The 24,643-nt window shown below is 60.5% G+C and carries 18 protein-coding genes, 1 tRNA gene and 1 other RNA gene; 5 read left to right on the top strand and 15 right to left on the bottom strand.

What is annotated here, in order from left to right; genetic code table 11:
• Window positions 1–138 precede the first annotated feature (138 nt).
• Together ACTQ48_RS05425 and ACTQ48_RS05420 are read right to left on the bottom strand one after the other, a co-directional pair.
• Entirely contained in the window at window positions 139–2,166 is a 2,028-nt protein-coding gene (locus ACTQ48_RS05425; RefSeq protein ID WP_427719648.1) for a KUP/HAK/KT family potassium transporter, read from the bottom strand.
• A 158-nt stretch (window positions 2,167–2,324) separates the two neighbouring features.
• On the bottom strand, window positions 2,325–3,194 hold the full coding sequence (locus tag ACTQ48_RS05420; RefSeq protein ID WP_441057575.1) for a nitroreductase family protein: 870 nt from the start codon (window positions 3,192–3,194) through the stop codon (window positions 2,325–2,327).
• A gap of 213 nt (window positions 3,195–3,407) precedes the next feature.
• On the opposite strand from ACTQ48_RS05420, the gene ACTQ48_RS05415 reads away from it, so the two are divergent.
• Window positions 3,408–5,708: an LTA synthase family protein gene (locus ACTQ48_RS05415; RefSeq protein ID WP_441570326.1), complete on the top strand. Its 2,301-nt coding sequence runs from the start codon at window positions 3,408–3,410 to the stop codon at window positions 5,706–5,708.
• A gap of 678 nt (window positions 5,709–6,386) precedes the next feature.
• On the opposite strand, the gene bilS is transcribed toward ACTQ48_RS05415, so the two are convergent.
• The 5 genes from bilS to tadA form a co-directional block, all read right to left on the bottom strand.
• Window positions 6,387–6,938, bottom strand: a complete 552-nt coding sequence (gene bilS, locus ACTQ48_RS05410) for a flavodoxin family protein BilS (RefSeq protein WP_427795315.1) — start codon at window positions 6,936–6,938, stop codon at window positions 6,387–6,389.
• Between the two features lie 111 nt (window positions 6,939–7,049).
• Window positions 7,050–8,909 (bottom strand): ABC transporter ATP-binding protein, encoded by a 1,860-nt coding sequence (locus ACTQ48_RS05405; RefSeq protein ID WP_441570325.1) that lies wholly within the window; start codon window positions 8,907–8,909, stop codon window positions 7,050–7,052.
• Window positions 8,910–10,793 (bottom strand): ABC transporter ATP-binding protein, encoded by a 1,884-nt coding sequence (locus tag ACTQ48_RS05400; protein WP_441570324.1) that lies wholly within the window; start codon window positions 10,791–10,793, stop codon window positions 8,910–8,912. It lies immediately after the preceding gene.
• A 342-nt stretch (window positions 10,794–11,135) separates the two neighbouring features.
• Window positions 11,136–11,231: signal recognition particle sRNA small type (gene ffs, locus ACTQ48_RS05395), an RNA gene on the bottom strand.
• A gap of 176 nt (window positions 11,232–11,407) precedes the next feature.
• On the bottom strand, window positions 11,408–13,189 hold the full coding sequence (gene tadA / locus ACTQ48_RS05390; protein WP_441570323.1) for a tRNA adenosine(34) deaminase TadA: 1,782 nt from the start codon (window positions 13,187–13,189) through the stop codon (window positions 11,408–11,410).
• Between the two features lie 51 nt (window positions 13,190–13,240).
• Here tadA and ACTQ48_RS05385 point away from each other — a divergent pair.
• Window positions 13,241–13,330 (top strand) — tRNA-Ser (locus ACTQ48_RS05385).
• Window positions 13,331–13,332: 2 nt separating this feature from the next.
• Here the strand turns inward: ACTQ48_RS05385 and ACTQ48_RS05380 are convergent.
• Window positions 13,333–13,917, bottom strand: a complete 585-nt coding sequence (locus ACTQ48_RS05380) for a TetR/AcrR family transcriptional regulator (protein WP_441017081.1) — start codon at window positions 13,915–13,917, stop codon at window positions 13,333–13,335.
• Between the two features lie 211 nt (window positions 13,918–14,128).
• On the opposite strand from ACTQ48_RS05380, the gene ACTQ48_RS05375 reads away from it, so the two are divergent.
• Window positions 14,129–14,680, top strand: a complete 552-nt coding sequence (locus ACTQ48_RS05375) for a LemA family protein (RefSeq protein ID WP_427719860.1) — start codon at window positions 14,129–14,131, stop codon at window positions 14,678–14,680.
• Between the two features lie 558 nt (window positions 14,681–15,238).
• On the opposite strand, the gene ACTQ48_RS05370 is transcribed toward ACTQ48_RS05375, so the two are convergent.
• The gene (locus tag ACTQ48_RS05370; protein ID WP_441570322.1) at window positions 15,239–16,291 is read right to left on the bottom strand and encodes a branched-chain amino acid aminotransferase; all 1,053 of its coding nucleotides are present in this window, start codon (window positions 16,289–16,291) and stop codon (window positions 15,239–15,241) included.
• Between the two features lie 290 nt (window positions 16,292–16,581).
• Complete coding sequence (locus ACTQ48_RS05365; protein WP_441570321.1) at window positions 16,582–17,229, bottom strand: DedA family protein; 648 nt, start codon at window positions 17,227–17,229, stop codon at window positions 16,582–16,584.
• Between the two features lie 223 nt (window positions 17,230–17,452).
• Here ACTQ48_RS05365 and cysE point away from each other — a divergent pair, with 223 nt between their 5' ends.
• A complete protein-coding gene (gene cysE / locus ACTQ48_RS05360; protein ID WP_370450655.1) occupies window positions 17,453–18,157 on the top strand; it encodes a serine O-acetyltransferase in 705 nt (234 codons plus the stop codon).
• Between the two features lie 108 nt (window positions 18,158–18,265).
• Here cysE and ACTQ48_RS05355 read toward each other — a convergent pair whose 3' ends face one another.
• From ACTQ48_RS05355 to ACTQ48_RS05340, 4 genes are all read right to left on the bottom strand, one after another.
• A complete protein-coding gene (locus tag ACTQ48_RS05355; protein WP_441563656.1) occupies window positions 18,266–20,281 on the bottom strand; it encodes an ABC transporter ATP-binding protein in 2,016 nt (671 codons plus the stop codon).
• Between the two features lies 1 nt (window position 20,282).
• Window positions 20,283–22,007: an ABC transporter ATP-binding protein gene (locus ACTQ48_RS05350; RefSeq protein ID WP_427728840.1), complete on the bottom strand. Its 1,725-nt coding sequence runs from the start codon at window positions 22,005–22,007 to the stop codon at window positions 20,283–20,285.
• Entirely contained in the window at window positions 22,007–22,495 is a 489-nt protein-coding gene (locus ACTQ48_RS05345; protein ID WP_441570320.1) for a MarR family winged helix-turn-helix transcriptional regulator, read from the bottom strand. The genes ACTQ48_RS05350 and ACTQ48_RS05345 overlap by 1 nt, the downstream gene beginning before the upstream one ends.
• 181 nt (window positions 22,496–22,676) lie before the next feature.
• Window positions 22,677–22,967: a CDP-alcohol phosphatidyltransferase gene (locus tag ACTQ48_RS05340; protein WP_154517819.1), complete on the bottom strand. Its 291-nt coding sequence runs from the start codon at window positions 22,965–22,967 to the stop codon at window positions 22,677–22,679.
• A gap of 293 nt (window positions 22,968–23,260) precedes the next feature.
• Between ACTQ48_RS05340 and ACTQ48_RS05335 the strand changes: the two genes are divergently transcribed.
• Window positions 23,261–23,782, top strand: a complete 522-nt coding sequence (locus tag ACTQ48_RS05335) for a nitroreductase family protein (protein WP_427794362.1) — start codon at window positions 23,261–23,263, stop codon at window positions 23,780–23,782.
• Between the two features lie 239 nt (window positions 23,783–24,021).
• Here the strand turns inward: ACTQ48_RS05335 and ACTQ48_RS05330 are convergent, their stop codons facing one another.
• Window positions 24,022–24,597: a hypothetical protein gene (locus tag ACTQ48_RS05330; protein WP_441064072.1), complete on the bottom strand. Its 576-nt coding sequence runs from the start codon at window positions 24,595–24,597 to the stop codon at window positions 24,022–24,024.
• Window positions 24,598–24,643: the final 46 nt, after the last annotated feature.

Here is a 24,643-nt window from a genome sequence, read left to right as displayed (position 1 = left end):
ACCTTTGTGGCGGTTTCCCTTGTGGTGGTTCCAAGTGTATAGCCTTTGCAGCCTGCGGTCGTTAGACAAACAGCACGTGCGCGAGCAGGGCGCACACTCCTGTCCATCGAAGACCAACTCCATGCAACCTGTCGGCGACTACGGGCGCTCGTTGGGGGCCAAGCGCTGCATCTTGTTCACAGCCTTGAACTTGGTGAACAGCGGCACATACTCAAAGCTCACGTTGGAGTTCTCCAGGCCATACCAGCGCGCCGGCGTACCGGCAAAGCGGCGGATGATGTACTTGAGCGTGATGGCCGTGCGCTCGCTCGGCTCCACGTCACTCTCGGGCGCCAGGAGCTTGCGGATCATGACGAACTTAAACGTGCCGATGTTGCCCGGATCCTTGTAGACCGAGTAGTCATGCATCTGCGGCGGCAGCTCGCCAGTGGCGGCCAGATCCTGAACAACCTGGCGCAGGTAGGCGTTCACGCGCTGGTTAACCTTGTAGCCCAGGTACAGATGCACGCGGAAAACATAGTCGGTGCCAAACGTCTCGACCGAATAGGCAAAGGTATGCGGTTCGTCCATGGTCTCGACGTTCACGAACCACCAGGCGCGGGCGCGCTTGGGATGCTTGTCCAGAATCGAGTAGACGATATCGCGGTCGATGTAGTCGGTATTGGTGTCCTTGGTCAGGTACACGATGTTGTCGCTCATAAGCTCATAGCGATCGTCGTCGCGCAGGCGCTTGAGCTGCGGCAGATAGCTGCGCAGCGGCAGCAGCGTAAACTGACGCCGCTCGACCGCCGTGCCGTTGTACCAGCACAGCATAACGCCCATGATGAGCATGGCCATAAGAATAGTGAAATAGCCACCGTGGAAAAATTTGGTGAGCGAACTCACAAAGAAGAAGCCCTCGAGCATAAGGAAGAACACAACGAAGATATACGGGACGACCTTAAGGCCGCGATCAACATGCAAGTAGAAGAAGAGCAGCAGCGTCGTGCACATCATGGTCAGGGTGATCGCCAGGCCGTAGGCGGCCTCCATGTGCGCCGAGCTCTGGAACAGCAGCACCACGATGACGCAGCCCACAAGCATGACGTTGTTGACCATGGGAATATAGAGCTGGCCCTTGGTCTCGGCAGGATAGAAGACCTGCATGTGCGGCATGAGGTCCAGGCGGCTGGCCTCGGACACCAACGAGAAAGCGCCGGTGATGAGCGCCTGCGAGGCAATGATGGCCGCGACGGTGGAAAGGCCGACGGCAAAGGGACGCAGGCCCGGGGTAAGCATCTGGTAGAAGGGGTTGAGGTCGGCGATACCCATGAGCTCCGGGTTGCCGGCGTTGTTGATAAGCCACGCGCCCTGGCCCATGTAGGACAGCAGCAAGCAGCACTTAACGAACGGCCAGGTTGCGTAGATGTTGCCACGGCCCACGTGGCCCATGTCGGAGTAGAGCGCCTCGGCACCGGTGGTGGCGAGGAAGCAGCTGCCCAGAATCATGATGCCCGCATGGTTGTTGGGGCTCAACAAAAAGGCGATGCCGCGCACCGGGTTGAGGCACAGCAGCACGGCGGGGTGCTGGAAGACAAAGAACAGACCCGTGCCGCCCAGGAACAGGAACCACAGCGTCATGATGGGGCCAAAGGCGTGGCCGATCTTGGCCGTGCCGATGCGCTGCACCAAGAAGAGCGCAATGATGATGGCAAGCGTGATGGCCACGACGCGGGCCTGATCGTCGCCCAGCACGGCATGGACTGCCGGAATGGTGCGCAGGCCTTCGATAGCCGTAGTCACGGTAACGGCAGGCGTGAGGATGCCATCGGCGAGCAGTGCCGCGCCGCCCAGCATGGCGGGGATGATGAGCCATTTGCCGCAGCGCTTAACCAAGCTGTACAGAGCAAAGATGCCACCCTCGCCATGGTTGTCGGCGCGCAGCGAGATGAGCACGTACTTGACGGTCGTCAGCAGCGTGACCGTCCACACGACGAGCGAGAGCGCGCCGAGCACGAACTCCTCCGTGACGCTTCCGATGCCGCCGTTGCCGGCAACGAGCGCCTTGGTTACATACATGGGGCTGGTGCCGATATCGCCATACACCACGCCCAGCGTGACGAGCATCGCCGAGATGCTCACAGGAATCGCAGCGTGCGAGGCTGCCTCCTTGGCCTTTTGTTCCATAAGCCGGTTTCCTCCCAACTTTAACGTTCGAGGGGATTATAGATAATCGTCCCATGTTTTAATGCACTGTTTTCCCAGCTAGATAAACATTTATACGGCCTTTAGGCCACCGCGGCGATATGGAATGTGACAAAGGGACTGTCCCTTTGTCACATTCGTCATTTTCCGAGCCAGTTTTTGAACCACCACTCCATGGATCGGCTCATCTCGGCCATAAAGGGGCTCGTGTGCTTGCGGGTGTATATATCCACGACGCGCTCCCCCACCTCGCGGGCATGCGGACGGAACATCGCGTCCATCTCGGCCACCTGCGCATCCATGGTCGCGGCATCGGCGCGGCGATAGCGCTCCTCGTGCACCAGGTTCACCACGGGATGCGCAATCGCCGGGCGCTCCTTGCGGGGCGTGCCGATGATGAGCATCGACAGCGGCATGGTATAGGGCGGCAAGTCCAGCAGCGCAGCAACTTCCTCGGCGTTCTCGACGACATCGCCGATATAGCAGCTCCCCAGCCCCAGGGCCTCGGCGGCGACCACGGCGTTTTGGGCAGCGATCACGGCATCCTGCGCCGCGATGGCAAAGTCGCCTAAACCCGGCGCGCGGCGGGGCGCCTTGCCCGTGCGCTCGACAAACTCGGGCTCAAAGCAACCCACGTGCTCAAACAGATCGATCCACTTGGCATAGTCGACCACAAATATAAGTGCCCAGGGCGCCTTGGCGATCATGGGCTGGTGGTCGCACAGGTCGGCCAGGCGATCGAGCGTTGTCTGCTCGCGGATACTCACGATGGAATACATCATCATGGCGCCTGCCGACGGCGCGCGGCTCGCCGCATGCAGAATCGCCGCCCGCTGCTCGTCGGTCACCGCTACGGGACGGTCGTTGTCATCGCGCGCAAAGGCGCGCGTGGACGAACGGTGCTCCAAAACGTCCAGCACCGCGTTGCCCGTGGTCTCGACCGGATAGCCGCCCGCGCCCATGCCAGCGCCCACGTCGCCCGCACTCGTCATACAAACCTGCTCGTTCATCGCCTTAACCTCGCCATTTCTTTAAGAAGCCTTTACGTTTCCGTGTAATTCCCGTCCATTATCGCGCAGGTCGCCACTACATTGTGCCACACCGCCACACATGCGCGCTAATATGGCTGGTTGTTGTGCGCAGCCACCAATCGCAGCGCATATCTTGGTAACAATCGGGTAAACCCCCGCTTTCGTAGTTTTAAGTTTGTGAGGAGTCTCAGCATGTTCGCAGCCGCCATCTCGCTCGTCGGTCTTGCGGCGACCGTCTTCCTTGTCTTGCGCGAGGCCAAGGCCATTCGCGCGCAGTCGGGCACCGTTGCCAAGGGCGCTCTTGGATGGAGCGTCGCCTTCGGCCTGTTCCAGCTCTTTTTGACCATTTGGGGCGCCATGGGCCTCGTCGCCCAAAACGAGCCGCTCGCCTTTGTGATGCTCATCCTGACCAACGCCATCCTCACCGGCTGCGCCTGGGCCAGCATCGCACGCGACCGCATCGCCCCGCGCGTCTTTGCGTTCGCCGCGCCCGACGCCCCCGCCCCCACCGGCAAGCTCGCCCGTCTGCGCGGCGCCTTTGTGGGCAAACCGCTCGTCGCCGCCGTGCTGTGCCTGCTGCTCGCCGGCGTCTTTGCGCTGCTGGGCATGGAGGTCTCGTCCAACCACGACTTTACCTGGGTCTACCCCCTGTGCATACTGCTCGAGTGGGCCATCATCACCACGCTCATGGTCGGCCTGTTCTTCCTGTTCCAGCGCCGCGGCGCAGCTCCCGCCGTCCTGACCTTCGCCCTCTTTATCCTGGGCATTGCCGAGTTCTTCGTCATCACGTTTAAATCCATGCCCATCCAGCCGGGCGACCTTTCGGCCATCTCCACCGCCGCCGCGGTCGCCGGCAACGGCTACACCTACTCGATCTCGCTGTTCTGCGTGCTGTCCATGGGCTTTACCGCCATCGCCATGCTGCTATGCGAGTACGCCGGCCTGGTAGCACCGCACCGTCAGAAGGGCGCCGCCAACGCCAAGCGCATGCTGCTCACCAACCTGCTCGTGGCGGTGCTGTGCCTGGGCGGCGTGACCGCGCATGTCACGCTTATCGACTACTACAACACCCTCGGCATCACCGTCTACACCTGGCGCCCGCTCGAGAGCTACTGGCGCGAGGGCTATCTGCCTGCCTTTATTAGTGCGGCACAGTCCATCAAGCCGCCCAAACCCGCCAACTACTCCGCCGACGACGCCAAGGCAACGCTCAAAAAGTATGCCAAGGCCTATGACAAGTCCGATGCCGCCACAAGCGACGCCCGTACCGCCGCCCAAGAGCAGTTCGATAGCGAGAAGCCCACGGTCATCGCCATTATGAACGAGACCTTCTCGGATCTTTCGATCTATCAGGAGATGCACGCCGGCTACGAGGGCCCGCAGTACTTTAAGAACCTGTCCGACTGCCTCAGCCGCGGCAAGCTCTACGTGAGTGCCTACGGCGGCGGCACCGCCAATACCGAGTTTGAGTTTATGACCGGCAACTCCATGGCCAACCTGGGCTCGGGCGTGTACCCCTACACCATCTACAACATGGAAACGACCGGAAACCTGGCAGAGCAGTTCAAGTCGCTCGGATATTCCACAACGGCCATGCACCCCAACCACGCAACCAACTGGAACCGTGAGAACGTCTACAAGGACTTTGGCTTTGACCAGTTCCTGTCTATCAACGACTTCCAGGGAGCCGACACCTTGCGCGGCATGGTGACCGACCAGGCAACCTACGACAAAATCCTTGAGCTGCTCAACCAGAACGCCGACCCGCAGTTCATCTTTGACGTGACTATGCAGAACCACTCGGGCTACGATACGGGCCTGCTGCCGGCAGATAAGCAGATGCACCTGAACATCGACACGACCGATCTGGACGCCAAGACCATCGAGGACGGCACACTCTCCGATGTCGACGAGTACGTCTCGTGCATCGAGCAGTCCGACCAGGCGCTGCGCTACTTCCTCAATGCCCTGCGCAATCTCGACCGCAAGGTGGTCGTGGTGTTCTGGGGCGACCATCAGCCGTTCTTCCCGTCCAAGTTCAACGATAAGTGGTTTACCGGCGAGGACGACGCTACGCATCAGGAGCGCCTGTGGCAGACCGACTACATCATCTGGGCCAACTACGACGTTGCCGGTTGCGACCAGACGAGCGAGGTCGACGACCTGTCCATCAACTACCTGTCCACCCAGCTGATGCAGCTGATCGGCGCACCACTGACCGACTACCAGAAAGCGCACATGACGCTGCGCAAGTCGCTGCCCGCCATCAACTCGGTGGGCTACGAGGACGCTAGCCTGCGCTGGGCGCTCTCCTCCAACGTCACCGGCGAAGACGCCGTCGCCGCGGCGGCCACCAAGGCGCGCGAGGATTACGCCAAGATGCAGTACTACGAGATGTTCCGCGACGGTAAGAACGTGTACACCGAGCACCTCCAGACCGAGGCCAACGAGACCGACCCCAACCTGGCGCCGGGTACGACCAAGATCAAGTAGCGGCGCGTCTTACCTGGTTCGTCTGCCCGGCGGCGCGGAACGTAAGGTTCCCTGCTCGGACAGTCCTGCTCGCACGGAGAGCACATTGAGTGCTCTCCGGCTCGTGCGGAACTCGCGATGAACCTTACGTTCTGCGTCGCCGGGCAGACGCCTCGGTGTTGAAGCGCGGCTTGTCATGGGGGCATCTGTAACATATATAAGATGAAGGCCACGTCATGTGGCCTTTTTTGCATCCGGAAACCGTGTCCCGGAATCTGCCTTCGGAATGGGACGCAGTTTCCGCTTGAGGGCCTGTTGGGAAAGCGCATCCCACTTCAAGAGTAAATTCCGGGTCGCACATTCCGCTAAGGCTCTCAACCGGAAAGTGCATCCCACTCCAAGCCTTAATTCCGGGACACAGTTTCCGGACAAGGCGTAAAGCGGAAAGTGTATCCCAGTCTGAGCGCCGATTCCGGGACGCACTTTCCGAAACCCTGCCCATCTGGAAAGCCCGTCCCACGCTCAATACATCCAGCGGATGCAGGAGAGCGTGTCTTCCAGGACGGCCTCGTCATCGGGGTGATGGAAAATGTCGCCCCACACGCTTGCCACGGTTGCTCCCGCGAGTGTCAAGAAAAAGCCTCGAGGATTTCGAGGCTTTCGCTTCTGTATTATTTCGCACGCGCGGCAGCGATAGACCTACTCGCCCAGCACGGCCTTCTTGGCGGCTGCCGCCATGTTGTCCAGATCTTCCTTGGTCGGATGGTCCTTCGCGGCAACCCAGTTGTCGAGCAGCAACTTAGCGCGGGCGTTGTCGGGATCTTGCTCGAGCATGGCCTCGTAGCGCTGCTTGACCGCAGGGCCCATCTTGCCCTGGCACATCGCCCAACCTACAAGCTCGGCATCATTGGCCAAATTGGAGGTCACGCGATCGATAATCTGCTGATAATAGCTCTGGTCGGCGCCAAAACCGCAGGTGCCAAACAAAAAGACGCGCTTGCCGTGCAAGGTGGAGAGCAACGCCGCGACCGAAGGCGTGCACGCGCCCTTGTCACACCAAAAACCGACGAGCACCGTGTCGGCCGCACAGGCGCCCTGCGCCTCGAGCGCAACCTGATCTGCATCCGCATCGTCGCTCAACGCCGCGGCATGGACAAACTCAACACCCGCAGCCTGCAGAGCGCGCTTGATCGCGCCCGAAACCATCCTGGTATTGCCGCTCTTACTGTTAACCACCAAAGAGCACGTCATAGTCACGTTGCCTCGTTTCCCCCAAAACTAAAGCCACTAATGCAATTTATTAGATGAATATCTTAGTACCAACGTGACAGATGTAAACCACCGGCCGCTAATCGGTGGCCCCTACTGGGCAAACTGGCTGCGGTAAAGATCGGCATAGAAGCCGTCTGCCGCCAGCAGCTCGTCGTGTGTGCCGCGCTCGATAATCTCGCCGTCGCGCATCACCAAAATGCAGTCGGCGTTGCGAATGGTGCTCAGGCGGTGCGCCACCACAAAGCTTGTGCGACCGGCCATGAGCTCGTCGAATGCCGCCTGCACCTGCAGCTCGGTGCGGGTATCGATGCTCGAGGTCGCCTCGTCCAGCAACAAGATCGCCGGGTCGGTGAGCATGACGCGCGCGATGCACAGCAGCTGTTTTTGACCCTGGCTAAACGTGCCGCCGTCCTCGCCAATCACCGTGTCGTAGCCCTGCGGCAGCTGCACGATAAACTTGTGCGCATGCGCGCGCTTGGCAGCTTCGATAACCTGCTCGCGCGTGGCATCGGGACAGCCGTAGGCTATGTTATCAGCCACCGTGCCCTCGAACAGCCACGTATCCTGCAACACCATGCCAAAGGCACGGCGCAGGCTTGCGCGCGTGTAGTCACGCGAGGAACGGCCATCGACCGCAATGCGGCCGGCATCGATATCATAAAAACGCAGCAGCAAATTGATGAGCGTTGTCTTGCCACAGCCCGTAGGGCCGACCAGGGCAAAGCGCATGCCGGGCTTGGCCTCGATGCAGATATCCTGCAGCAGCTTGCGGTCGGACACGTAGCTAAAGTCCACATGCTCAAAGGCGACCTCGCCCTGCGGTGCGGCAAGCTCTATAGCGTCCGACGCGTCGGGCTCCTGCTCGCGCGCATCGAGCAGCGCAAACACGCGGCGCGCCGAGGCATACGCCGCCTGGATCTGCGTAATAACGTTGGTGACCTCGTTGAACGGCTTGGTGTACTGGTTAGCATAGGACAGAAAGATCTGCACGTCGCCCACCGTAAGCGCCGCGGGCACGCCCGTGATCACGCCCACGCAGCCGATCACAGCGACCACGGCATAGATGATGTTATTGATAAAGCGCGTGCCGGGGTTGGAGAGCGAACCCATAAACTGCGCGCGCTCGCCCGCGGTGTAGAGCTCGGCATTGAGGGCATCGAAGCTCGCTTGCGCGTTGGAGCCATAGGCAAAGGCGTCGACAAGCTTCTGCTCGCCCACGTACTCCTCGATATGACCACCGAGCTGGCCTTGGATGCGCTGCTGTGCCGTAAAGCTTTTGTTGGAGAGCTTGGCAATAGCCCCGGCTGCAAAAATGGAAAGCGGCGTGACGAGCACCACCACGAGCGTCATGGTCAGGTTGATGGAAAGCATAAACGCGAGCGTGCCCACAATGGTGATAACGCCGGTGAAAAGCTGGGTAAAGCCCTGCAGCAGGCCATCGCCCACCTGATCGACATCGTTGACCACGCGGCCCATGAGGTCGCCGTGGGCATGGCTGTCGATAAAGCTGAGCGGCATGCGGCTGAGCTTGTCGCTCGCCTCCACGCGCATGTCGCGCACCGTCTCGTAGGACAGGCGGTTGACGCAGTAGCCCTGCAGCCACTGGAAAGCCGCAGCACCTACGACGACAATCGCGAGCTTGGTGACAAGCGGCAGCAGCGCGTCGAAGTCCACCTGCCCGGCGGCGATGATCAGGTCGATGCCCTCGCCGACGAGGATGGGCGTGTAGAGCTGCAAGATCACCGAAGCGGCGGCACTCACAAACGACGCTACAAACGAAATGCGGTGCGGACGAACATAGCCCAGCAGGCGGCGGGTCACCGCACCCACGGGATAGCGCTCGGGATCGCCGGGCTGACGCGGGCCGTCACCCAAGTCACTGAGGTTATCGTTGCCGGACACGTTGGCCGTCATCGTGGCGACCGAACCGGAGGAAGTGTAGGGATTCATTTAGCAGCCCTCCTTTGCGCAGACGGATGCGGGGGCGGTCGGAGCGCCTGGGGCGGACGCGGGGCTTGGAGCGGGCGTGGGCGCCGTACTCCCCTGCTGACCCTCGAGCTCCTCGCGGCGAAGCTGCGACTGGCAAATCTCGCGGTAGAGCTGGCAGCTTGCATACAGCTCATCGTGCGTGCCCAAGCCCGCGACCGAGCCGTGGTCGAGTACGCAGATCACGTCGGCGTCGCGCACGGTCGAGACGCGCTGGCTCACGATGATGGTCGTCAGCGGCAGCCCGCCCTCGGCGGTACCGCACACGCTTCGTTCGCGAATGGCACGGCGAAGCGCCGCGTCGGTCTTAAAGTCGAGCGCCGAGGCGGAGTCATCCATGATCAGGATCTGCGAAGAGCCCACCAGGGCACGTGCGATGGTCAGGCGCTGGCGCTGGCCACCGCTAAAGTTCTTGCCGCCCGCCTCGACCGGGGCATCTAAGCCCTGCGGCTTGTTGCGTACGAACTCGCTGGCCTGCGCCATATCGAGCGCCGCCCACAGCTCCTCGTCGATTGCCGCCTCGTCGCGCCAGGTCAGGTTGCTGCGGATGGTGCCACTCACCAGCGACGCGCGCTGCGGGACGGTCGCGACCACGTGGCGCAGCTGGTCGAGCGGCCAGGTGCGCGCGTCGGCGCCCATCACGCTCACGCTGCCGGCGCTCGCATCGTACAGGCGCGGGATAAGCGAGACGAGTGTGGACTTGCCGCTGCCCGTGCCGCCGATAATGCCGAGCGTTTTGCCCGCCGGCAGCTCCAGGGTCACATCGTTGACGGCGTTGGCAGCGCCCGCGCCAAACGAAAAGCTCGCATGGCTCAAGCTCAGCGCGGGGACTGGAGCCGAGCCACCCGCCAGTTCGCTCGGCTTGGGCAGCGCGACCGGCTGATTGCCCTCGTCGGTAATGCTCGGCTCACAATTGAGCACCTCGTTGATGCGCGACGCGCTGGCGCTCGCCTTGGTAAAGACCACGACCAGGTTGGCGACGTACACGATGGAGGTGAGCGTCTGCGTCATGTAGTTCACAAACGCCATGACCTGGCCCTGCGTAAGCTCGCCCACGTTGACCTGGATGCCGCCCACCCACAGGATGGCGCACACGCCTAGGTTCATCACCAAAAACGTGACGGGGTTAAGAATCGACGAGAGCTTGCCTACCGCGATGGCAGTATGGGCCTGGTCGTCGGCGGCTTGGGCAAAGCGCTCACGCTCGTGATCTTCGCGTACAAAGGCGCGAACCACGCGGGCACCCGAAAGGCCCTCGCGGCAGATAAGTGCAACGCGGTCGAGCTTTGCCTGCAGCTGCTTGTAGTACGGAATGCAGCGCGCCATGACAAACCAAAACACCAAGCCGATGGCGGGCGTGCAAATCAAAAAGATCACGCCGAGCTTAAGGTCGATGGCGAGGGCCGCGCACATAGAGCCCACCGCCAAGAAGGGCCAGCGAATGAGCATGCGCACGCCCAGCGCCACGGCAAGCTGCACCTGGTTGACATCGTTGGTGATGCGCGTAATGAGCGACGGCGTGCCAAAGCGGTCGAGCTCGGCATAGCTCAGCTTATTGATGTGCTGGTAGAGTGCGCCGCGGATGTCGGTGCCCATGCCCTGCGAGGTGAGCGCCGCCATCTTTTGGCAGACGAGCGTAAACGAGATGCCGATCACAGCCATGGCGGCGAGCACCATACCGTAGTGGACGACGGCGTTGACATCGCGTGCGCCAATACCCTTATCGATCATCTGGGCAATCACGAGCGGCGTAAACAGGTCAAAAATCACTTCGATCAACTTACACGCAGGGCCAATCACCATATACCGGCGAAACTTACCACCAAAACGCCTGAGCAGCTCAATCATAAAAAGGCGCTCCCTATCATCATCTCTCTTCAATCTGATTCATGATAGTACGGCGAGCCCTGGAGATGCGTAAGCAACTCGTTACAGATGTAAGGGCGACGGTCACTAGCGCCCAAGGCATGTAGCAGCCGATGCTTTGGCAACGCCAGCGAGCGCCGCAAGACACGGGATTCAATTCTTCAGATAAATGCGCCCTCTACGGGTGATTTTTGGACGAAGTGGTCCCGGTGCCGGCGGGCTGTTTGGTAGTCGAGCGATCCCGCAGGCAAAGCCGAGGACCAGCGAGACACCAAACAGCCCGCCGGCACCGGGACCGCATCGCGGCACCAAAAAGCGCCCGTGCGCTCGATGGATTCGGATGCCCGACAGAGGCTCCTTATGGCTGCTTCCTTCCGGACCTGACCAGATTCGGAACATGTCGTCATCCGAACCCATCGAGCGCGCTTGGCGCTCGGTATATCTTACCCGCTCCTGCCCGATGGGGCAAGGTAGCTAATTTGGGACGGGGCCAAAAAGACTACTTTTGAGTTGCGGTGGAATAGTTCCTGTTTTACGGCCAAGGCCAAAAACAGGAACTATTCCACCGCAACTTATTGAGACTTGCCTGGATAAACTTAAATACGGCCGAGGTCGTAGGCTCGAGCGGCTGCCTCGCCGGCACAGATGAGGTTGGTTGTGGCTTCCTGGGGGTCGAGCGCTTGGTCAAGGGGCATGGGTCTGCGGCAGACCGGCAGAACCAAGTCGATACCCTGTCCATACACCGCATCCAAGCTGTCGGCACGACCGCCTACGGCGGCGACCACCGGCTTGCTATATCGCTTCGCACGACGGGCCACGCCCACCGGCGCCTTACCGGCGGCGGATTGCTCGTCCATATTGCCCTCGCCCGTTATGACCAGATCGGCATTGCGCACGCACTCGTCAAACCCAATCAAATCGAGCACCGTCTCCACGCCCGAGCGCAGCTCCGCACCGAGCGCCAGCAGCGCGGCACCCAAGCCACCCGCCGCGCCCGCGCCGGGCACGCCGAGCACCGAGCCAAATGCCCGTGCGCCCTCGGGTGTGCGCAACAACCCCTGAGCCCGCGCCCTAGCAATCGCCGCATCGAGCAGGCGGCCATAGCCGACCATCCATCCGTCGTACCCGCGCAGCGCCTCGACGTCACCCGTCGGCAGGCCTTTCTGCCCGCCAAACACCGTCAGGGCTCCTCGGCGCCCCACGAGCGGATTCTCAACATCGGAAAGCACCACGATACGCACGCCATTCAGCGCCCGAAGCGCTGGCGCCAAATCGATACTCACCACGTGTTCGAGACCCGCAAGACCGGGGGCGATATTGCAGCCACGCTCATCGACAAGATGCGCGCCCAGCGCCTGCAGCATACCGGCGCCGCCATCGTTGGTAGCGCTGCCGCCCAAGCCAATATAGATAGTCTTTGCCCCAGCACGGACCGCGCGAAGCATGAGCTCGCCCACGCCATAGGTCGAAGCCGCGATCGCCGCCGATTCCGTGCAGGGCGAATACCCAATGCCCGCCGCCTCAGCCATCTCAACTACAGCCGACTCGTGCTCGCCGTCCACCAGCATCCGGGCAGACACGCGATCGCCCAAGGGCCCTGCAACCTCGCAGGTCACAAGCTCGCCGCCGCGCGCGGCGACGGCATCGAGCGTTCCCTCGCCACCATCTGCCAGCGGCAAAGCGCTCAGCTCGGCATCGGGCCACACCTGGCACACGCCTTCGGCAACGGCCGCCTCCGCCTGTGCACTCGAAACGCTGCCCTTAAAGGAGTCGATCGCCAGCAGCACACGGCGGGGCCGGCGCTGCACAGGACCAAAGTTGAGCGTCTCGTCGGCGAGATTCCCAACACCCGCAAGTGCCTTGGCATGAGCGACATGCGCCTCAAGATCGGCCCCACAACCGCAGACAGCACCATCGGTGTCACGCAGCCCACTAAAATAGCTGCTCAGTACCCTGCGACACTCGTCTGCCAGCACGCCGGCGGTCACATTAAACCGATGGTTCAGGCGCGAATCGGCATTGAGGTCATACAGCGAGCCCACCGCGCCCGCCTTGGCATCGGCCGCGCCATACACGCAACGCCCCACGCGCGCGTTAACCATAAGCCCCGCACACATGCAGCAGGGTTCGAGCGTCACGTAGACTGTACAATCGGAAAGGCGCCAACGCCCAAGCGTCTGAGCGGCGGCGCACAGGGCCAAAAACTCGGCATGTGCCGAAGGGTCCTGGTCGAGCTCACGGCGATTATGCGCCCTCGCGACAATCTCGCCCGCACGCACCACCACAGCACCAATCGGCACCTCGCCCACTGTCGCAGCGGCGCGCGCCTCCGCCAGCGCCTCGCGCATGAACTTCTCGTCGATTTCGGTGATCGTCATCGTTCGCCTTCCCTGTTGCAAATTCAAAACGATGCTATCATTACGACTCACGGAGAGATGGCAGAGCGGTTGAATGCGGCGGTCTTGAAAACCGTTGAGCGCGAGAGCGTTCCGGGGGTTCGAATCCCCCTCTCTCCGCCACCTTAGTGATTCACCGGCGTCATGGTGCGCTCAAACAGCGCATCGACCACGTCGGCCATCTCGGGTCGACGCTCAAGATCGTGGCCCGATTCCCACCAATTTGTGAACACTCGAATAATGCCACCGGCGATAAATTCCGATGTCGTCTCGAGCGAAACGGGCGCCAGGGCGTCTTCGGCAAGCGATCTCATCACGCGCTCACGGATGGAATGCGCGATGCGGTCGCAAATCATGCCGGTCAGCATGCCCGACATGCTGCTCGCCAAAAGGTTATCCATGAGCTGCTCATGCGCCAGAACCATATTCATGGCATCGTCAAAGACCTCATGGCGAAGCGCCTGTACATCCACAAGCGGCTCCGCGTCCGCTGCGTCGGTCTGGTTTTGCGGCAAGCCCGTCATAAGCTCATCGATATAGAAGGCAAAATAATCGTTTTTATCGCGAAAATGCTTATAGAACGTCGTGCGGCGAATCAGGGCCCGGTCGCAAAGCATGGCAACCGTCAAATCCTCAAACCGATGCTCTTCCAAAAGCTCGGTAAAGGCGTCGAACAGGGCACGATAGGTTTTCTTGATGCGAAGGTCCATCCGTATCGCCATCCTCAAGGCGTAGACAGCATTCCGTAATTTGTCGCATATCTTACACCTGTACCAACCGTTCGATATTGGCGCCCCCTCCCTGGTTGAAACAAAACGCTTACCGGAAAGTTCGGCACCGCCAAAGGTTGCGGGTATACTAGATACGTTATACCAACAACGGCCGGCGCAAAACGCCGCTGCCATTCGAAACGGAGACATCATGCTTCCCGTCATCATCGGTATCGTTGTTGTCGTTGTGATCGTCTGCGCCATCGCTGGCATCTACAACAACATGGTTACCAAGCGCAATCGCATCGATAACGCCTGGCAGAACATCGACACGCAGCTGCAGCGCCGCAACGATCTGATCCCCAACCTGGTCGAGACCGTCAAGGGCTACGCCAAGCACGAGCAGGACACGCTCGCCGCCGTGATCAACGCGCGCAACACCGCCGTAAGCGCCACCACCCCCGAGGCCAAAATGGAAGCCGACAACGTGCTGACCGGTGCACTGCGCCAGCTCTTTGCCGTGGCCGAGGCCTACCCCGACCTTAAGGCGAACACCAACTTTATGCAGCTCCAGGCTACGCTCGAGGACACCGAGAACAAGGTGAGCTACGCGCGCCAGAGCTACAACGACTGCGTGCTCAGCTACAACAACGCCATCCAGACGTTCCCGGCCGTTATCTTTGCCGGCATCTTCCAGTTTAAGGAGCGCCAGGGCTTCGAGGCCGCCGAAGCTGCCCGCCAGGCACCGACCGTCAAGTTCTAACAGATCCGCAGCGTATCCTTAATCGGGTATATGCATAAACCGCATAAACCGTCCCGTCGAATGCATACTTCGGCGGGACGGTTGCTTTTTGCCCACAGGTACCCCAGAGGGCGGCGTGCAAATTTTGGAGTTTTCAGCATCCTGGAGCCCAAAGGAACAGGAACGGGCCCACAAAACCGCGTTGAAAACCCTGATTCTGAGCCCTCAGCACCTCAGGGATCACTCATTTTCTACAGGATGCGGCTCACGGCGCCTGACTTTCGCCCAAAATCCCGTATGCATGCGCACCCGGCTGCTGAAAACTCCCAAAAATGTACGCCCCGTCCCACCCCAGGCGAGCGGCAACCGGAAAACCGCGCACGCGCCTCTTCCTGGTGCGCGGTTTTCCTACAGAACTGCACGGGGTCACTAGGGCCAAGCTCCTTATGGAGCCCACACCCAGGCGCACTCCGCAGGACGAAAGAACCCCCGCCGCACGTAGTGCGCAGCGGGGGTTCTTTCATGTCCGAGGACACGCCGGAAAGGAAGGTCGCCCTCGGGCCGAACATACAAGACAGCTTACGCGACGGTGTAAACCCAGTTGTGCTTATCCTCGACAGCACCAGACTGAATACCAGTCAGGGTCTCGCGAAGTTTCTTCATAACAGGGCCGATCTCGGTGCAGCCAGCCGGGAAGGTCACGGTCTCGTCGGCACCATAAACCTTGTTGTCAATCTCGCCGACCGGGGAGATAACAGCAGCGGTGCCGCACAGACCGCACTCGACAAAGGTGCCGGCCTTGACCTCGGCCCACTCGACGGGACGCTGATCAACGGTCATGCCCAGGTCCTGAGCGACCTGAACGAGCGAGCGACGGGTGATGGAGGGCAGGATCGAGTCGGTGTGCGACTGCGGAACGACGAGGGTGCCGTCCTCTTTCACGAACAGGACGTTGGCGCCACCGGTCTCCTCGACATAGGTGCGAGACTCGGAGTCAAGATACAGGTTCTCGGCATAGCCCTCGCGATGGGCCTCCATCGTGGGCTTAAGGGACATGGCGTAGTTCAGGCCGGCCTTGATGTTGCCGGTGCCATGCGGGGCTGCACGGTCATACTCGGAAACGCGCAGCTTAACGGGCTTAAGGCCGCCCTTAAAGTACGGACCGACCGGAGTCACGAGAATGCGGAACGTGTACTCAGGAGCAGGAGCCACGCCAATCACGTCACCAGAGCCAATCATAAACGGACGCACGTACAGGGTCGCACCGGAGCCGAAAGGCGGAACCCAGGCGGCGTTGGCAGAAACGACCTGCTTGACGGCCTCAACGAACTTGTCCTTGGGGAACGGGGGCATCTCGAGGCGCTGGGCAGAGTTATACATGCGCTCAGCGTTCATGTCGGGACGGAAGCAGACGATGCTGCCATCCTCGGCGGTGTAGGCCTTCAGGCCCTCAAAGACCTCCTGGCAGTAATGGAAGATGCCGCCGCACTCGGAGATATGCATGGTGTGGTCGGTGGTCAGGCCGCCCTCGTCCCACTCGCCATCCTTCCAATGAGCCTCGTAGCTGTAATCGGTCTTCATGTAGCCAAAGCCGAGGCTACCCCAATCGATATCCTTCTTCTCGACAGTCATATGTCGCTCCTTACATACACAGTTGCATACTCGCGAACCCGCACGCAAGGACCGAGACCGACCGTGTCGCAACGTCGCACGCCCGGAGCGTAGAGCCGGACGGGACACGCGGGCAACATCGAAGCCGATGGCACGTCGATTCGCATGGACGAGATTGTACTCCCCGCGCGCGTCGGATAAAACGTTTTTCTTTAACTAAGTAAAGTATTTTCATTTGACCGAAGCAAAAGAGGCCCGCCACCGTAAGCGGTGACGGGCCTCTTTGACACTATTATTCGCGCCGGCTCGAGTTAGGCGTTCTGTTTGCCCAGCTTAGCCTTAACCAGGCCGACTACAGTCGGGATGATCGACACGGCTACGATGCCAATGATCAGCAACTCAAAGTGCTCCTGCACAAAGGGGATGCCGCCAAAGAAGTAGCCCAGCAGTGTAAAGACCGTCGACCAGGTAATGCCACCCAGCACGTTAAAGATGACGAAGTTGCGCCAGTGCATGCCACCCATGCCGGCGATGAAGGGCACAAAGGTGCGGATAAACGGGAAGAAGCGGCCGAGGAAGATGGCCAGGTGACCCCACTTGTCCAAGAAGTCCTCGGACTTTTTGATGCGCTCGGGCGTCATGGCCTTGACCTTGCCCGAAGCGATGATCTTTTTGCCAAAGAAGTGACCGATCATAAAGTTGCACTGGTCTCCCAGGATGGCAGCGGCCCATGCTACGGCCAGCAGGGCCACGATGTTAAAGCCACCGTTATGGGCAAAGAAGCCCGAAGCAAACAGCAGTGAATCGCCGGGAAGGAACGGGAAGAACACCACGCCTGTCTCAACGAAGATAATGAGGAACACGCAGCCGTAGGCCATAAGCGGGCCGGCGGCGATCCAGCTGGCAATCGCGGTGCGCGGGTCTTTGAGTAGCTCGGCGATAAAATTGATGAAACCCATGAAGTAAAACCTCTCAGTTGTGGGCGCGGATACGTCCAAGTTGACCAGTATACGGTTACGGTGCCCCCTCGTGCGCAACCCCACAAAAGCATGACTCCATTACCAGCAAGTTTGCATAACTGACACCTGTCATGCAAAGCCGCCAAGATTATTCTTCCTAATCCCTAGCGAATCGCTATACTTTATTGAATCGCATTGCCATGGCGCTAAGGGAGGGCGGCCGGTGAGCTTTATCAATACCATTCGCGAGGACATCAAGACCGTCCAGACGCAGGACCCCGCCGCGCAAAACGGTCTGGTCATCTTCCTTTCCTATCCTGGCCTGCACGCCAAGTGGAACCACGTGCCCGAGCACTGGCTGTGGGAGCACGGTCATCGCTCGCTCGCCCGTGTGCTCTCGCAAATCACCCGCCACATCACCGGGGTCGAGATTCATCCCGCTGCACAGATCGGCAAGCATTTCTTTATCGACCACGCCATGGGCGTCGTCATCGGCGAAACCACCATCGTGGGCGACAACTGCGTGCTCTACCAGGGCGTCACGCTTGGCGGCACCGGCAACGAGACCGGCAAGCGCCACCCCACCCTGGGCAACAACGTCACCGTGGGCACGGGCGCCAAGGTGCTCGGCAACATTCGCATCGGCAACAACGTCAAAATCGGCGGCAACTCGGTTGTCGTCAAGGACGTGCCCGACAACTGCACCGTCGTGGGCGTACCGGGACGCATCATCAAGCGCAACGGCTGCCGCGTGTTCGAGGAGAGCTTCGACGCCAAGCAGCACCGCGAGTACATGCCTGACGATGCCGCCGAGCAGTCCGCCCTCAACCGTCAGGGCATCACCGAGAACGCCCGCCGCGTCAAAGAACTCGAGCAAGAGGTAGCCGAGCTCAAAGCCCTCGTTGCCAAACTTGTGGACGAACGCTAGACGCGGACGGCCAATGACAACATTCACGCCAGCGCAAAGGCGCGCCAGGGAATCTATCCCCGGCGCGCCTTATTTCCGATGCGACAAGGGGGCCGTCCCCATGTCGCATTATGCGAACTGGCTCAGATAGAGGTCGGCGTAGGCGCCCTCGGCAGCCAGCAACTCCTTATGAGTGCCCTGCTCGATAATGTTGCCGTGATCCATGACCAAGATCAGGTCGGCGTCCACGATCGTCGACAGGCGATGCGCGATCACAAAGCTGGTGCGCCCGCGCATAAGCGCGTCCATGGCGCGACCGATGGCGAGCTCGGTACGCGTGTCCACGCTCGACGTCGCCTCGTCCAGGATGAGAATCGCCGGGTTGTTGAGCAGCACGCGTGCGATGGTCAGCAGCTGGCGCTGCCCTTGGCTAATGCTCTCGGCATCGTTGGCCACCCGCGTGTCATAACCCTGCGGCATGGTGCGCACAAAGAAGTCGACCTGCGCGGCGCGCGCAGCCGCCACGATCTCGTCGCGCGTCGCCTCGGGACAGCCGTAGGCGATGTTTTCGGCAATCGTGCCATCGAATAGCCAGGCGTCCTGCAGCACCATGCCAAACTGCTGGCGCAGCTCGCCGCGGTCCATACAGCTCGTGTCCACGCCGTCGAGCGTAATGCGGCCGCCATCGATCTCGTAAAAACGCATGAGCAGGTTGATGAGCGTGGTCTTGCCCGCGCCCGTGGTTCCCACCACGGCGATCTTCTGGCCCGGCTCGGCGGTAAACGACACGTCACGCATAAGCGGCTTGTCGGGCGAATAACCAAAACGCACGTGCTCAAAGGAGACGCGGCCCTCAATGCGACCCGGCAGCCTGGCAGCCTCACCCGGCAGCGGATCGGCTTCCATCTCGGGCTCATCGAGCAGGTCGAACACGCGCTCCGCACTCGCCAGCGCGCTCTGCAGTGAGTTGAAAGTGAACGACAGCTGCGTCATGGGTTCGGACGCCCCGTAGATAAACTGGAAGAACGCCTGGAACACGCCGACGGTCATATGCCCGGCAACCAACATGCTGCAGCCCACAAGTGCAATCACGATCTGCGCCAAGCGGCCGATAAAGCGCACCGCGGGACCGACGGCATTGATCATAAAGTCGGCCTTGGTACTCACGCGCGCTAGCTCCCTCGAGGCCTCGTGCACCTCAGCAGAGCTCTGATGCTCGCGGTTAAATGCGCGAATCACCAAACGGCCCGAATAGCCTTCCTCGACCGCGCTCGTGATTTTGGACACCCACTCCTGACGCTCGCCCGTCACATCATGCGTACGGCGCGAAACCACCTTGGTTACCAGCAGCGATACCGCCGTAAAGCCCAAAAAGACCAACGTGAGCTTGACGCTATAGACAAACATCATGATGATGGCACCCGTCACGGTACCGATCGATACCAGCAGCTGCAGCAATCCGCGCTGCATACTCTCGGACATCTTGTCCAAGTCGTTGGTCGCGCGGCTGACCACTTCGCCGGGGCGATGCGCGTCAAAGTAGGCGAGCGGCAGGCGGCTGAGCTTCTGCGCGATGCGGTTGCGCAGACGCAGGTTGAGTCGCTCGGCGACGCTCGACATCAAAAAACTCTGCAGCGCATAGAACGATCCGGCGGCCGTCCAGATCAAAAAGTAGACAAAGATGGTCTTACCGCACTGATCCCAGGTGATGCTGAAGGTCGTTCCGCTGGCAAACGCCACCTGTATATGGCCCCACAGCTCGTCGATAACATGAGCGCTATATGCCGGCGCGGCGGTGTTAAAGATGACGTAGAACACAATGCTCGCGAATACAATATAGAAGCGCCAATGGTCGCCGGCGGCCTCGCTCCACAAGCGACGCACCGTCGCCCAGGTGTCCCGGGGCGTCTCGTCCTCTTCTTCGTCGTCCACGTCGCGCATACGCTCTGCCTCGGCACGGGCGCGCTCGTCCTCGGCACGCTCGTTTTCCTCGTACAGCGCCTGGCGACGAGCCTCGCGCTCGGCCGCGGCCCTGGCGGCGGCATCCAGCTCGGTCGACGCGGCAGACTGCTCGACCGCTTCCTCGGCCGCGTCCACAACGACGGCATCGATAGCGTCGCTGCGCTTCTTGAGCTCCTCGGTCATGCTACTCACCTCCCTTCATCTGCGATTCCGCGATGGCGCGGTACACCTCGCAGGTTTCCATAAGTTCCTCGTGCGCGCCCAGGCCCACGACCTCGCCATCCTTGAGCACGACAATCTGGTCGGCATGCAAAATCGTCGAGATGCGCTGCGCGATGATGAGCACCGCGGCGTCGCGCGTCTCGTCCTGCAGCGCATGGCGCAAGGCCGCATCGGTTTTAAAGTCCAGGGCCGAAAAACTGTCATCGAAGATATACAGATCGGCATGCTTCATGAGCGCACGGGCGATTGCCAGACGCTGGCGCTGGCCGCCCGAAAAGTTCGTACCGCCCTGGGCAACCGGAGTATCGAGCCCCTGCGGCTGATCGAGCACAAAGGTGCTCTGGGCAACCTGCAGCGCATGAAGCATGTCCGCCTCGGTCGCGTCCTCGTTGCCAAAGCGCAGATTGCTTGCCACGGTGCCCGAGAACAGCCACGCCTTCTGCGGCACATAGGCGATGCGCCCGCGAATCTCATCTTGCGAAAGCTCGCGCAGATCGATGCCGTCCAGGCGAATGGCGCCCTTGGTGGCATCGTGGAAGCGCAGCAGAAGCTTTGCCACCGTCGACTTGCCCGAGCCCGTCGAGCCCACAATCGCGGTCGTCTGACCGCGACGACAGGCAAAGCTCAGGTCGCACAGGGTGTCCTCGTCGGCGTCGTCAAAGCGAAACGACATGTGGTCGAACACGGCAACAGCATCCGCATCGTCCTCGGAGGCAGGCGTCCCGTCACCCAGCGTACGCTCGCCGTCCACGATGCTCGGCTCAATCTCCAACACCTGCTGCGCACGGTTCAGGCACGCGGCAGCACGCGGAAGCGTCAGCACCACCATCTGGGCCATCATCACAAAGAACAGGATCAGAATTGCATACTCCAGCACCGCCGAGATACTCGCAATCTGCATGGCGTGGGCGCCCACCCGGTTACCGCCCACCCACAGCACCGCCACCTCGGCGATGTTCATCAAAAAGAAGCTGGAGCTGTCAAGGCCCACAAACAGGTGGTTAACCTTTATGGCGTTGGCGGCGTAGTCGCTAAACACCTCGTCCAGGCGCCGCTCCTCGTGATGCTCTTTATTAAAAGCACGAATAACGCGCACGCCCACAATATTCTCGCGCAGCACCACGTTCATGCGGTCGATAAAGCCCTGTAGGCGCATAAAAATCGGTGCCGCATTGGCAACCGTAAAGACCGCCGCAACCAGCACGATCGCAACCACGACGCCCAGAAGCACGCCCATAGCCGGATCGATAAACCAGGCGAAGATGATGCCCGCCACAGCCAAGAACGGCACGGGCAGCACCAGCTGAATCGTCTGAAGGACAGCCTGTTGAATCACGTTGATGTCGTTGAGTGAGCGCGTGATCATCGATCCGGTGCCAAAGCGCTCAAAATCGCTGGCAGACAGCTCGAGTGATTTGTCGTAGACGGCATTGCGGATGTCGCAGGCCACGTTAGCCGCCAGACGCGCCGAAAGATAGCAGCCCAGCACCGTGCCGCCGCTAGCCATGCTCGTCGCGATAAACATGTATAGGCCGTTGCATAAGATGTAGTCGACATCGCCCGTGGTAATACCGGTGTTGACCATGTTCGCTAGCATCGTGGGAACCAACAGCGTACCGACGTTATCCACCAGCAGCGCCAGCAGCGTCACTGCGACAAGCCCTCGATAGGGCTTCAAAAACCTCATTAATAGTCGCACGACTCACCCTCACCTTGATTCTCGGCAGCGATATGCTGCTTAAAGACATCGCACTCATCGCCGAGCGCATGGGAAAATTTTTCGATGAGGCGCATGATTTCGCGCTGTTCCCAGGGCTCGAGCACTTCGAAGGCCTGTTGCTCGGCTTCTTGCGCCGGCAGCGCATATTGCTCGGCAAACCGCATGCCCGCTTCGGTCAAACGCACAATCTTGTTCTTACGGCTGCCTTCGGCAAACTCCAACGTTGCAAAGCCCCGCGCCGTCAAGGTTTTAATTGCCGAGTTGATGGTCTGCTTGCTGTAGAACCATTCGCTTGTCAGACGGCTTACGGCAATACTGCCGCCTGCCGTGCTGGTATCGACGAGCATCCAGTAAGCGCAGTCCGAAAGGCCGCAGGCGCGCGAGAACTCCGAATAGATATGGTCGAGTCCATTGAGCAACCGGTCGAAGTCGACCGGCGTAACCGCACTATTCATCTATCCCACCATTCGATTGTCCGATTTTTGACCAATTTCGTGTCTCTAGATTAGTCCGAGTTTTGACTATCGTCAACAGGCTCTCCGCAAATGCTTACGCTTTTATGGCCTATCGGCAGAAAAAGACCGCCGGCGCGGGGGCGGCGCCAGCGGTCACGTGAAAATCGGGTTTCATTGCCTGTTAAGCGGCGACAGCCTCGTAGACCGTAGCGCCCGAGAAGCTATCGTGCAGGCTTTTGCCGCAGATCCAAGGCAGCTCGACGACCTCGCAGAGCGTGTTGACCAGCTCGGAGCAGTCAGTAAAGTGGCCCTTATCGTTGAGGGCCTCGCAATCCTGAACACGCCAATAGCCATCGGTGTGCGTGATGTAGTACTCGTGATCGTCAATCGTCACAAAAGCGCGTGTCTTGGAACGCAGCAGCTTCAGAAATCCTTCGAAATCGGTCTCGACGACATCTCCAGCCTGGAACATGATAGTTACCTCCTGGCCCGGCGCCACCACGGCGCGTTGATAAACGTTGGTACTTCTTTAGTAAAACCTTTATCAGAGGTTATGCGTTCGTCATTTAGGCAAGTGGTAAAAACCGCAGGGCAGACGGGATAAAACGTTTAACCATCCCATTGGTTTGTCACATTTTAAAGGTACTTTTATGCAAACCCACTTTCCCAATTGGAATCTATCCTTTTGCCGGGCAATTGACCGTCTATCGTTTGAGCCCGACGGGTATGAACGGGGCATCTGCAACGCCACCGCAAGGAGACACCATGGAGACTATCGAAGCACTCATTCACCGCCGCAGCTGCCGCAAATACAGCGATCGTCCCGTCGAGGCCAAAAAGCTTGCACGTATTATCGAAGCCGGCCAATATGCACCGAGCGGCATGGGCCGCCAGCCGGTGACGTTTGTCGCCGTCACCGACCCCGCGACCGTCGAGCGTCTCTCACAGCTCAACGCCCAGGTTATGGGCAGCAACAGCGACCCCTTCTATGGCGCCAAGACCGTTGTGGTGGTGCTGGTTGACCGCAGCGTGCCCACACATCTGGAAGACGGCTCACTCGCCATGGGCAACTTGCTCAACGCCGCCTATGCACTGGGTGTCGATTCGTGCTGGATTCACCGCGCGCATGAGGTCTTTGACTCGCCCGAGGGCCTGGAGCTGCTGGCCAGCTGGGGCCTGCCCGCCGACGGCAGCCTGCGCGGTGTCGGTAACTGCATTCTGGGCTATGCCGAGGACACGCTACCCGAGGCAAAGCCGCGCCGCGACAACGTGGTGTACGTTAGGTAACCTGTTCCGCCGTTCTACCGAACGGCGGACCTGCTGACGCTGCGCGGGCCGCATTCACGCCAATCTGACGTTCTTTTTCGAGGGCGCGACCAGAAGGTCAGCGCCCTCTCATTTCACGTCACCTTGGCGCAAATGCGGCCCGCTCGCTGTTGGCGACTGACATCGAATGAGCTGCTGCTGGCATTCGACACTTGGGCAGCTAAAAGGCCCCGTCCCAAATTTGCTACCCCACTAGCAACTTATCTTGCCGATGGATTTGTCGTCGTTTCATTCGTTCGAGTTGCTTTGGCGCCATCGCCCTGTTCGCCCTCGTCCTTTTGCGCATCGGCAATGGTGGCAGCGGCTGCGACCATACCGCGCTGGGGCGCGACGCCCGTCTGGGTCTGAACGCCCTCGACAACTTCTGTGCCTGCATGCGCGAGCTCGGGCGACTTAAACATTGCGTCCAGATTGGCCCCGCCGCCGGCGTAACCGAGCGCCGCGAGCGCGATGACAATCACCGCGACAACGACCGCGATCGGAACATAGCGATGCCAGCCTGCGGGATTGAGGCCGCTACGGCGAGCAGCGCCACGGCTAATGTAGCCGAGCGTTCCATCGTGCTTGAGCTTTGACCCCACCACACGCTTACGGCCCCACAGCGATGATTCGGCCTGCATGGCCAAGCGAGCGCTTGCCGAAGGATAACCATATTTAGTGCGTTTGAACGAGCCGTCGAACCCCGAGGCGCTTTTGCCCCACGTCCGTGAAGTCGTGCGACGGTTGACCGGCGCCGCGGGCTTTCGAACCCGATTTGTTTTTGAAGTCTCCGCCATACTCCCCGCACGCCGTAACACAGTCGAAACAATACTGCTTTGGACT

The sequence above is a fragment of the Collinsella sp. Sow4_E3 genome, from assembly GCF_052116285.1.
GTDB lineage: Bacteria > Actinomycetota > Coriobacteriia > Coriobacteriales > Coriobacteriaceae > Collinsella.
This window is presented reverse-complemented; position numbering and strand designations above follow the sequence as displayed.